The following is a 12,096-nucleotide window of genomic DNA, read 5'->3' on the forward strand; positions in this document are numbered from 1 at the left end:
CTTAAAAATTAAAATATATAAATTCGCTGTATTTGCCCATAAACATAAATAAAATGCTTATTAAAAATAAAAATGAAAAATATAATGTGTAAGATAATTTATTTTTATTTTGTGCGAAAATAAGCGAATTTTTAAATACCAAAATCAAAATAAATGTCAAAATATTATAAGATAGTATGGTTTTCGTATGAGTATATGTTTCATCTATAAAAATTTGTATTATTGATAAATCAACGCCATTAATTCCCACCATACCTTTTAGCACTTTTATAGCATTATCAAACGAATTTGCCCTAAAAAATACCCATGCGAAATTTACAAAATTAAATGTGATTATCCAAGCTAAAATGTTTGGTAGTTTGATTTTTGTAAGCGACCAAAGGCGGTGGATTACCAGTGCTATGCCGTGCAAAAAGCCCCAAAATACAAATGTCCAACCAGCCCCATGCCAAATTCCGCCTATCAAAAATGTGGCAAATAAATTCGCACAAGTTCGTGGAAGCCCACCTCTATTTCCCCCAAGCGGGATATAGATATAATCACGCAAAAATCGCCCTAGCGTGATATGCCACCTACGCCAAAAGTCCTGTATGTCAGTAGCTTTATAGGGCGAATTGAAATTTATAGGAAGCCGTATGTTAAAGAGTAGTGCAGCACCTATCGCCATATCGCAGTATCCACTAAAATCAAAATATAGCTGAAAAGTATAAGATAGCGAAGTCTGCCACGCCGTAAAAAACTCTAAAACCTCCATTTTATCAAAACCCTGCGTGGCATAAACGGCGAAAGTATCAGCGATGACGACCTTTTTAAAAAGCCCCATAGAAAAGATAAAAAGCCCTAGCAAAATATTGTTGTAGTTTTTGACTTTATTGCGAATTTTGGCAAACTGTGACATCATCTCCTTGTGATGGACAATCGGACCTGCGATGAGTTGCGGGAAAAACGACACAAACAGAGCGTAAGATAAAAAATCATACTCTTTCGTTTCGCCTTTGTAGCTATCGACTAAATAGGCGATTTGTTGAAATGTGAAAAATGAAATCGCTAACGGCAAAGTGAGTTTTAAAAACTCAAATTCGGTGCCAAAGATAAAATTTGCGTTTAGTATGAAAAAATCTGCGTATTTAAAATAGCCCAAAAGTGCGACATTTCCGTAAATTCCGATGATAAGAAGCGTTTTTGGCGAGATTTGCTTTTTTAAATTTGCGTTGCCGAAATTCCTTGATAGATACGAGCCAATCATAAAATTAAAAACCATAGAAACTAAAATGAGTGGCAAATACGCAGGATTCCACCAGCCGTAAAAAAATAGACTAGCCACAACCAAAAACGCTTTTGCTGCTTCGCTTAATCTTTTGTGATTGAGCCAAAAATATACAAAAAATGTTATAGGCAAAAATGCAAAGATAAAAACTGGGCTATTAAAGAGCAAATTTGTGCCTTCTTATTTTACGATATTTTTTAAAGTTCCGATTTTTTCGATTTCACAAAGCACTTCATCGCCGCTTTTTAGGAATTTTGGCGGTTCAAAACCCATACCAACGCCGCTTGGCGTTCCCATAGATATGATTGTTCCAGCCTTTAAAGTCATTGCACTACTTAGCTCAGCAATTACAAAATGCTCATTAAAAATCATTTTTGAAGTGTTTGAATTTTGCCTTAATTCGCCGTTTATAAAGCATTTTATATCCAAATTTGAGCTATTGATTTCATCGCTTGTAACGATATGCGGTCCCATTGCCGTAAAGCCGTCTAAACTTTTACCGAAATAAAACTGCTTGTGGCGATTTTGCAAATCTCTTGCGCTAATATCGTTTAAAATCGTATAGCCAAAAATGTAGTCTTTGGCGTTTTCCACGTCAACATTTTTTGCGTCTTTGCCGATAATGACGGCTAGTTCGCACTCATAATCAAGCTTTTCGGTTACATCAAAATGCCCGTCTATAAACGCGCCATCCCCGATAGCTTCATTTACTCGCTTTGAAAAATACACGGCAAATTCGCGTTTGCCGTCAAATTTGATATTTTTAAATTTATAGCTTTCTTCTGCGTGTTCCATATAGTTTATGCCCAAACAAATTATGTCTTGGCGTGGCGTGATAATAGGGGCGAGAATTTGCACTTCTGCCATGCTTTTTCCGCCGGTTTTTTGCGAAATTTCACGCAAAATTTGCAAATCTTTTTCGGTTTTATTTATGATAAAATCGTTCATATCGGCAAATTCTAAACCAAATTCGCCAAATTCAAAAATGCTCTCGTCTTTTCCTAAAACGCCCAATTTTTCGTTTGGAATTTCAAATTCCAATTTGCCTAAATTCAGTCCGCCTATGCCGTCGCTATCTGTTTCAACAAGCGTTTGCTTTGGATTTAAATCCATAAATGTAACAAATCTCATTTGTTTCTATCTTTTAGGTTGTCTGCTATCAAAAATGCTAGTTCAAGCGCTTGATCTGCATTTAGACGCGGATCACACTGCGTTTCGTAGCGTTCTTCTAGCGTTTTTTCGGTTACATTAAACGCCCCGCCTGTGCATTCTGTTACATCTTGACCTGTCATTTCAAGGTGAATTCCACCTGCGATGGTGCCTTCGGCTTTATGAATTTCAAAAAAGCTCTTAACTTCGCTTAAAACTTTATCAAATTCGCGCGTTTTATAGTTGTTTGAAGTTTTTACGGTATTACCATGCATAGGATCGATACTATATAAAATTTCCCTGCCCTCTTTTTTAAGATTTCGCAAAATTTGTGGCAATTTTTCGCCGATAATATCGGCTCCCATGCGAATTATCACATTTAATCGCCCTGCTTCGTTATTTGGATTTAACGCATCTGCTAGACGCAAAATCTCGTCGCTTTCGATTTTTGGACCGACTTTTACGCCGATAGGATTTTTAATCCCGCTCATATAATGCACATGAGCATCACCAACTCCACGAGTGCGTTCGCCTATCCAGACCATGTGAGCAGAACAATCATAAGGATCTCCTGTTAGGCTATCTATGCGAGTTAGGCACTCTTCATAATGCAAAAGCAAAGCTTCGTGTGAAGTATAAAGCACGGTTTCGCTTAGGCTTGGCGAGTTATCGGTATTTACGCCACATGCTTCCATAAATTTAAGCGTTCGCGAAATTTCATCGCTAAGTTCGTTAAATTTATCTTGCAAATCGCCCTTTTTAAGAAAGCCCAAATTCCATTTATGCACTTCGTGTAAATTTGCTAAACCGCCCCTTGAAAAGGCTCTTAGCAAGTTTAGCGTAGAAGCACTTTGATGATAAGCTTCTATCATACGATTTGGATCAGGAACTCTTGCAGCTTCATTAAATTCAAAGCCGTTTATAATGTCGCCACGATAACTTGGTAGTTTTACGCCACCAACTTCTTCAAAATCGCTACTTCTTGGTTTTGCAAATTGACCTGCTATGCGCCCTACTTTTACGACAGGGCAACCTGCTGCAAATGTAAGAACAATCGCCATTTGAAGCATAACTTTAAACATATCTCTTATGTTGTTTGCACTAAAATTTGAAAAACTCTCAGCACAATCGCCGCCTTGAAGCAAAAATGCTTCGCCTTTTGTTGCCCTTGCAAGCTCTTTTTTAAGGTTTCGCACTTCGCCCGCAAACACAAGCGGCGGTAATTTTTGCAATCTTTCTTTTACACCTTGCAACTGCTCCAAATTCGGATAAGTCGGCTGCTGCAAGATATTATAATTTTGCCACGAATTTATATCCCAGCTCATATTTTTCCTTTTAATTTTAAATTTAGCGGATTATTTTACCAAAAATAAGCTTTTATTAAACCAAAAAACTTTAAAATACACGCAAAAAAAGCGAAAGATATGCCAAAAAATAGTCAAACAACAGCCCTTATTTTAGGAATTTCTACATTTGTTATGTGGGGCGTTTTTCCTATTTATTTTAAAATGTTAGAACACGCTAGCGCACTTGAAGTTTTGGCTCATCGCATTATTTGGTCGGTTGTATTTTTGCTAATCTTTATCAAATATAAAAATCGAATTCGCACTTTACAAGAAATTTTTCACAACAAAAAAACGCTCAAAACGCTCTTTATAACGGGGCTTTTTATCGCATCAAACTGGGGAATTTATATTTATGCGGTAAATTCAGACCAAATACTTGAAAGCGGTTTGGGATATTTTATAAATCCGCTTTTTTCTATGCTTTTGGGGGCGATTTTTTTAAAAGAAAGGCTGAATTTAGCAGGAAAAATCTCAGTTTTTTTAGTTTTTATCGCAATCGCTATCCAAATTTACTCTCTTGGAAAATTGCCTTTTATTTCAATTATTTTGCCTGCAAGTTTTGCGATATACGGGCTTTTAAAGAAAAAACTAGCCGTGCCTTCAATGGAAGGACTTTTTGTCGAAACTATGCTTTTATTTCCGTTTGCGCTACTTTACGGACTTTTTCTTTGCGGTAGTGGCAGTGGGGAATTTGGACTAAATCGCCTTGCGCCGATTTTCATTTTTAGCGGAATAGTAACGGTTTTACCGCTTATAACATTTAATCTTGCCGCACAAAAACTAAGCCTTTCGACACTCGGATTTATGCAATACATAAGCCCTACTATGCAAATTCTCATCGCAGTTTTTATGTATGGAGAAAATTTAGACTTTTACAAAATAATAAGTTTTATCATTATTTGGATAGGAATAGCAATAGTTTCAATAGATAATTTAAAGGGAGCAAAAAATGGTTAATTTTACAATTATTTTTTTGGTAATAGTAGGCGTAGCACTCATAGTGCATAGTGAAATCAAACGAATCGTCGCAAAAGCTGAAATTTATGAACTCTCGCCACAAAACGACAAATACATAAAATTTTGCGATATAATCGATATGCAAATTTCGAATTTAAGGCTAGAAGAACTTAAAAACAGCGATGAAAAAGATGAATTTTTAAATGAACTTGCAAATCTAAGCAAAGAGTTGGTTTTTATCCAAAATATGCACTCAACGAACAAAAACGCAAAAGTTTGGGAAGAAAAATTATTTAATTTTTTAAGCAAAATTGACGGCGTGATTGAAAAATATCTGCAAAACTCAACCGAAATTTGCGATAATCTAAAAGAAAAACTAATGAGTGAATTCAAAAAACTATCTTGAAAATAAATCTAAAATAATTAAAAAAAGAATTTACGACTATAAAGCCGTAAATTCTTTTACAAATCTAAACTAGAATTTAAATGTAAATCCTATATTACCACTATAACCTCTTTGTCTACCTACAAAGCCTTTGGCACCTATATCAAATCTAAATCTTCCGTTTTCAAAGATATATCCGATTTCTCCTATGCCTGTTGAGCCTTTTAGGCTTGGACTAGCAATACCTGCACTACCAAATGCAGGGTGAGATACCATACCGTTAGCTTCACCGACAAATTCATATTCGTAAGCTGCACCTATGTATAACGAGTTATATTCGCCAAATTTTAAGCTATCTCTAAATCCTACCCTTGCACGATGAGATTCTACGCTATCAAATTCGACACCTACACCACCTTGTGTAAAGCTGTTTCCGCCTACACGCAAATAGTAGTATTTTGCATATAAATCAAATATGTTGTTGTCGCTATAAAATTCTCTACCAAGACCAAAATGCGCACCAAAGTAATTTGATTTTAGATCAAATGTAAAGCTGTTTGTATTTAGTAGTCCATTATCACTTGCATAGTCATAATCTGTTCTACCGCCCCTTAGGCTACCCTCGGCATATAAACCTGAATTTGCCGTAAATTTAGCAGCCACACCACCACCGTAATATCTACTATCGCCTTTGCCGTGTGTGCCGTCATCTAAATAGCTATCATATTTTCCTTTTCCATACTCTGCAAATGCGCCGACTGTTAAATTGCCTTTACTTGTTTCGTTGTTGCTACTTATACCTGCGACGAAATTTACACCGGTAGCTTCTACATGCGAACCAGTTTCTACATCTTGTGAAATTCCTTGTGATAAAACAAATGTTTCGCCATTTAATAGTGAATTTATATTATCAGATACTATATTGCCACCGGAATTAATAAGTATAACATTGGCTAATCTAGTTTCTAACAATGACTTAGCCTCTTGTGAAGCTTTCATTCTTTGTTTTTGAATTTCTTCGTTCTTTTTATCATCATCGGTTTGTTGATTATCAGTATCATCGCCAGGTTGTCCACCAGTTCCAGGTTGTCCACCAGTTCCAGGTTGTCCACCAGTTCCAGGTTGTCCACCAGTTCCAGGTTGTCCACCAGTTCCAGGTTGTCCACCAGTTCCAGGTTGTCCACCAGTTCCAGGTTGTCCACCAGTTCCAGGTTGTCCACCAGTTCCAGGTTGTCCACCAGTTCCAGGTTGTCCACCAGTTCCAGGTTGTCCACCAGTTCCAGGTTGTCCACCAGTTCCAGGTTGTCCACCAGTTCCAGGTTGTCCACCAGTTCCAGGTTGTCCACCAGTTCCAGGTTGTCCACCAGTTCCAGGTTGTCCACCAGTTCCAGGTTGTCCACCAGTTCCAGGTTGTCCACCAGTTCCAGGTTGTCCACCAGTTCCAGGTTGTCCACCAGTTCCAGGTTGTCCACCAGTTCCAGGTTGTCCACCAGTTCCAGGTTGTCCACCAGTTCCAGGTTGTCCACCAGTTCCAGGTTGTCCACCAGTTCCAGGTTGTCCACCAGTTCCAGGTTGTCCACCAGTTCCAGGTTGTCCACCAGTTCCAGGTTGTCCACCAGTTCCAGGTTGTCCACCAGTTCCAGGTTGTCCACCAGTTCCAGGTTGTCCACCAGTTCCAGGTTGTCCACCAGTTCCAGGTTGTCCACCAGTTCCAGGTTGTCCACCAGTTCCAGGTTGTCCACCAGTTCCAGGTTGTCCACCAGTTCCAGGATTATCAGGTGTAGCGTTGAATTTTAAATCCAAATTTGTATTATTATTAGCAAGAGCTATGATGGCATCTACTGTTGCAAAGCCTGATAAATTTACGGTAGCTACACCACTTGTATTTGTTCCTTTTGGATTTGTTATGCTTGCGCTATTATTTAACAAATGAACAGCCCAAGAATCAACATTTTGTGCTGTTATAGATGATGAATCAGCTAGATATACAGAAACATTAGTATTGCCTAAATCTGTTATTTTTCCACCGGTTAGTGATAAGATTGTCGCTTCATTTTCTACGCTATCTGCTAGATAGAAATTTATATCGTTAAAATTTGCTATATTTCCTGCTTTTAGTCCGGAAGCTACTTTGTTGTCGGCTGAGCCGATGTTTAGGGTATTGTTTGAGCCAAATTTGTTTGCACCATATATCGTTCCTGCGACAGAGCCTTTGTAGAAGTTGATTGTATTGCTATTTGCCGAGCCTGATTGACTATATCCGCCATAGACATCGCCTTTAATATCGACATTTACTAAATTTACAGTGTTTTCATTTGCATTACCGCTTCCTGTTTTACCGCCATAGACATTGACATTTTTAGCAGTAGCGACATTGTTACCGCCAAGCGTAATAGTTCCTTTGACATCACCAGAAGTAGATTCTGCGCCAATTATATCTGCGTTATTTGCTATTACATATATCAAATTTAACTCGCCTTGTGCGCTTTGGTTGTTAGTTTTACTACCTATTATGTAGGTATCACTTATGTTTGTGTTATTGTTGATAGTTATTTTATTGCCTGTTGCGCTACCAGAGCCTTGTCCTGCTATTATTTCTCCACTAATATCTCCACCGCTTATGGTTATTTCGTTATCGTTTGCGTTACCTGTTGTAGTAACGCCGCCTTTGACATTTGTCGCCGAAGCTTCATTTAGCGTAACTTTGTTTGAATTTGCATTTCCGTTTTGGGCTTGACCACCGACGATTAGATAAATATTAGCATTATTTTTAACTTCAATAATGTTTGAATTTGCGTTTCCATTACCTAGCGAGTAGCCACCGTGTGCTTCGTTAAATTTAGCTCCGCTTTGGATAGTTAAAGAATTTCCGGTAGCGTTTAAGCCATCTATCGCATAACCAGCTGAAATTTTCACTTGATTATCATTTACGCCGTTGGTAACATTTACGACTTGATTTTCATTATAAAAATACCAACCTGTATCAATATAAGCATCTAACATAGCAGCATATAAATTAACATCTATTCCGTCATTAAAATCAATTTTATCATAGTAATTGCTTGTAGGAAATATCGTGCCGCTACCATAAACAGCCCCTGTAATCCTGCCTTTTGAACCAGTAGCATAAGCAGCGCCGGTAAGCGTATGATTTCCTACCATATTTGTATAATGCCCCGTCTGTCCGCGTCCGACAGAATTTTTACACTCTTGACTATTAGGGTTTATAACACAAGCCTTTTCGCTATACCAACCAGCAGAAATATTACTCGTGCTAAGTCCGTTACCCAAATTTTCAGCGACACTTGCGATGCCTTCCATTGTCGCATGTCCCCATTTGTAATTTGCAGCCCAATCTGTTCGTATTTGAGAGACAGCCATCAACACATCGCTGACTTTTAAGGCTCCTTTATTTTCCCCGTATTGCGAATTTGTTCTAAATTCATTTGTCGTTTGGATAATTTCGAGTGCGGCTTTCATATTTTGTAAATTTGTCGCATCATTTGCTCCGCCTAAATTTACCCCTGCTTGACTATACCATGATGGAGTGTATTTATGAGTTCCGCTTACTATTTGCACAGCCATGTTTGAGCCTTTTGCGTCAAAAAACCCGGCTGAGCCTGCTAAATTTGAAGTTTTGCCCGGGCGAAACCATTTGTTGTTGTATGTTCCGCCTGTCGTGCCATTTGTGTAACCTGAGCTAGAATTTACAGTGAAACTATCAGCGTTTAAATTTACAGCGTAAATCACAGCCGAAGCCACTAAACTCAGCTTTACAAAACGCGTCTTCATAGAAACTCCTTTTGTGTCATTTAAATCAAATTTACATATAAATTTTGTCAATTTTATCTTTTTTTTTTTTTGTTTAGCTTAAAGTATTTTTAAAATGACTATATAAAAGTATTTTAAAAGTTTTTGAAATTTAAAAAATTTATTAAAAATTTAGAAATCATGTTGCAAATTTAGGTTTTTTTGTTGATTTTAGTTTGATGATTGCTTCGATTTGCTTTGCAAATTTCGCAATGACAATGGAAGCGAAATTTGCAAAAAATTCGCAATGACAATAGAATTTAGTTAAATTTACTCATTTCTTAAAGTTTGCAAAACATCGATTTGCGTGGCTTTTTTAGCAGGATAATATGACGAAGCAATCACTATCAAAACCGCTCCCACTAAAATCATCGCCAAATCCACGCTTGAAAGCTCCATCGGTAGCTTTGAGCTTCCATAGACATCAGCCGGTAAATTTATAATGTCAAAATTTCCAAAGAGCCACACGCCAAAAAGCCCCAAAATAAGCCCAAAAATAATCCCGCTTCCGCCGATAACTGAACCAAGTGCAAAAAATGTCTTTTTTACTTCATTTTTACTCGCCCCAAGACTAAGCAAAAGCGCGATTTCTTGGCGACGATTCATAACGGTCATCAAAAGCGAACTAATAATATTTAAACTCGCAACCAAAATGATAAGCATTAGCACGATAAAAAGTGCGCGTTTTTCAAGTGCAAGGGCTGAAAAAAAGTTTCCGTTTTGTTGCCACCAGCCAATGGCTCTTAAATGCTTTGGCAAAACAGCTGAAATGCGCTTAATATCGTTCATCGGATCATCTGAATAAATATGCACTCCATCAAATTTATCACTTTCGTAGCCCAAAACGACTGCTAAATCTTTCGCATTTGTATATAAATATGCCTTATCATAGGCAATAAGCCCGGATGAAAAATCCGCGCGGACTTCAAATCTTTTCATTTTTGGTATCAGCGTAAAGCCGCCTGGATCGCCTTTGGTGAAAATTAGTATCAGTTTTTCGCCGTTTTCTAGCATAAATTCATCTTTTATGCCTTTTCCGACCAAAATGCCGTAATTATCCAAATTTGCTTCTTTTATGCCGTCATTTACCACCGAATTTATAGCTTTTTCATCGTCTAAATTTACGCCAAAAACAAGCCCGCCTTCTAGCTTATCGCCGTTTTTAACGATAACTTGCGAACTAATATATGGGCTAAATTTCATATCACCAAACTGCGATTTTAGCTCATTTACATCGTCTAAGCTAACTCCGCCTTTAAATGCCCCAAAAATGGTAATCGGATAGTTCATCGTAAAAAGTTTGCGTTCGAATTCTTTGTCAAATCCGTTCATAATCGCCATCGCCACAATCAAAACCATAAGCCCGATACTCACGCCCAAAAACGCCAAAATCGCCGAAAGCGTGATAAACGGCTGAGATTTATCAAAACGCAAATATTTAAAAAGCAGATATTTAATCAAATTTAACCTTTTTATAAAAAACTTGGCTCAAACCAGCCAAATTTGCAAATTTATTTTAAAAAACAGCAATTTTACCAAATTTATGTAAATTTACGAAATTCTATCTATTTGCCGAAGCTAAATCATCAAAAATATAACTTTTATAGGCTTTTGAAAGATTTTTATCAGCGCAATCATCAATCCCGTCGCAAAATTTTCTCATAGCAAAATTTGCTTTAAAAAACTCATCAGGCGAAATCTGCATAAGTTCTAGCAAAACACCACCCATAAGCCCAAGCTCACTCAAATTTGGATTTTCAATTTTTTTAATACCTTTTGAACCACGAACAACAAAATTTGTTATTTCAAAAGGCTTTTTATGGTCGTAAATAAAATCATTTTCTTTTAAGCCCAAAACGCCTTGATGATCACCAAAATATGCAAAAACATACTCTTTTTCGTTACTAGCTAAAAACTTATCCAAGCTCTCAATAGCATCATTTAAAGCAGATTGACGCTCATAATAATCGCTTATTTGTAAAGCTGTTTTTTCATCATAGAATTTATCAAGGTTAAATTTGATTGATTTTGCCCTGTTGTAAGGTCCGTGTTCGTTCATGCTCAAAACATAGATAAAAATCGGCTCATCGTATTTTTCAAAAAGTTTTTTAACCAAATTCGCCATATCGGTGCTTGAAATATGCCATAAATTCGACTTTTTATCGCCATAGCCTAAATCAAACGGGTGATATTGTTCGTCAAATCCTAAAAATTTATACGCTTCGCCTGCATTGTAATTTCCCGGCACAAAAGGGTTTAAAACTATGGTTTTGTAGCCGTTTTGCTTCAAAATTTTTGGCAAAGAAAACTTTGTATGCTCTGCTACGCTATGAAAAAGTAGCGATGAATAAACTCCAAAATCATCAGGACTTAATCCGCTTAGAACTTCAAATTCACTCTTATATGTCCCACCGCCGTAAGTATGAACTCTAACGAGCGAATTAAATTTGGTATTTTGCGAATTTTCAAACATAGAAAGCTTTGGCAAATTTCCTTTAAATAACGAAGCGTCCATCGTGCTTTCGCTAAGCCACAAAACCAAATTTGGTTTTAAATTTGAAGTTTCGTAACTTTGAATTTGCCCTACTTTTTCTTTAAAATATTCGAATTTATTACCAAAATTTGGGCTTTTATAGGCGATTGCACCAAGCGACATAGAAAAATTGAAAAATTTATCTTTAAGTTCAGGAAAAGTCGCTAACCAAGAATTTTTGATTCTCTCGTTTGAGATTAAATTTTGATGCATTATACAAAGTAAAACCAAGACAATAAGGCTAAAAATCCTACTTTTTAATCCAAATTTTTTAAATTTCGCATAACCAAAAATAGCAAATAAAAGCAAAAATAAAAAAGCTAAAACTACAAAAATAAGTTCTTTGTATTGCAAAATCGTATCCCAATTTTCTACCTTAGAAAATAAAACAAAATCGCTTAAAAAAAGTGGTCTTTTGTAATAGTGCATAAAAATTCGGCTAAGAAAAAAGAGTGAAACCAATATAATACCGGCAAAATTCACGCTTTTTAAAACTTTGCCGCTTAAAACGAACATAGCCAAAAATAGTATCAAAAATTGCAATGCGCCAAACATTATGCCGTAATTTGTTCGCTGGTTAATGATAAAAATAGCACAAAGCAAAATAAAAATAAAGGTAACAAAATAAGATATTTTTTTCATTTGTAAC

Annotated in this window: 8 protein-coding genes; 2 read left to right on the forward strand and 6 right to left on the reverse strand. The window is 36.7% G+C overall.

The features are described 5' to 3' along the window. Nucleotide 1: 1 nt before the first annotated feature. Genes PF028_RS02320 through PF028_RS02330 form a run of 3 tightly spaced genes read right to left on the reverse strand, consistent with a single transcriptional unit; the run spans nucleotide 2 to nucleotide 3,741 of the window. Nucleotides 2–1,435 (reverse strand): MBOAT family O-acyltransferase, encoded by a 1,434-nt coding sequence (locus PF028_RS02320; RefSeq protein ID WP_270861354.1) that lies wholly within the window; start codon nucleotides 1,433–1,435, stop codon nucleotides 2–4. 12 nt (nucleotides 1,436–1,447) lie between these two features. Continuing rightward, nucleotides 1,448–2,398, reverse strand: a complete 951-nt coding sequence (locus PF028_RS02325; RefSeq protein ID WP_270861355.1) for a fumarylacetoacetate hydrolase family protein — start codon at nucleotides 2,396–2,398, stop codon at nucleotides 1,448–1,450. Continuing rightward, entirely contained in the window at nucleotides 2,395–3,741 is a 1,347-nt protein-coding gene (locus tag PF028_RS02330) for a class II 3-deoxy-7-phosphoheptulonate synthase (protein ID WP_270861356.1), read from the reverse strand. Before PF028_RS02330 ends, PF028_RS02325 begins: the two co-directional genes overlap by 4 nt. A gap of 99 nt (nucleotides 3,742–3,840) precedes the next feature. Between PF028_RS02330 and rarD the strand changes: the two genes are divergently transcribed. Both rarD and PF028_RS02340 read left to right on the forward strand, forming a co-directional pair. After that, nucleotides 3,841–4,719 carry an EamA family transporter RarD gene (gene rarD, locus PF028_RS02335; protein ID WP_270861357.1) on the forward strand — a complete coding sequence of 293 codons (879 nt, stop codon included), beginning with the start codon at nucleotides 3,841–3,843 and terminating at the stop codon, nucleotides 4,717–4,719. After that, on the forward strand, nucleotides 4,712–5,125 hold the full coding sequence (locus PF028_RS02340) for a hypothetical protein (RefSeq protein WP_270861358.1): 414 nt from the start codon (nucleotides 4,712–4,714) through the stop codon (nucleotides 5,123–5,125). Before rarD ends, PF028_RS02340 begins: the two co-directional genes overlap by 8 nt. A 69-nt stretch (nucleotides 5,126–5,194) precedes the next feature. Here PF028_RS02340 and PF028_RS02345 read toward each other — a convergent pair whose 3' ends face one another. The 3 genes from PF028_RS02345 to PF028_RS02355 form a co-directional block, all read right to left on the reverse strand. Beyond that, entirely contained in the window at nucleotides 5,195–8,896 is a 3,702-nt protein-coding gene (locus PF028_RS02345) for an autotransporter outer membrane beta-barrel domain-containing protein (protein ID WP_270877205.1), read from the reverse strand. 288 nt (nucleotides 8,897–9,184) lie between these two features. Beyond that, complete coding sequence (locus PF028_RS02350; RefSeq protein WP_270861140.1) at nucleotides 9,185–10,375, reverse strand: ABC transporter permease; 1,191 nt, start codon at nucleotides 10,373–10,375, stop codon at nucleotides 9,185–9,187. 100 nt (nucleotides 10,376–10,475) lie between these two features. Beyond that, a complete protein-coding gene (locus tag PF028_RS02355; protein ID WP_270861141.1) occupies nucleotides 10,476–12,089 on the reverse strand; it encodes an LTA synthase family protein in 1,614 nt (537 codons plus the stop codon). Nucleotides 12,090–12,096: the final 7 nt, after the last annotated feature.

This window comes from Campylobacter sp. CN_NE2 (genome assembly GCF_027797465.1).
In the GTDB taxonomy this organism is placed as follows: domain Bacteria; phylum Campylobacterota; class Campylobacteria; order Campylobacterales; family Campylobacteraceae; genus Campylobacter_B.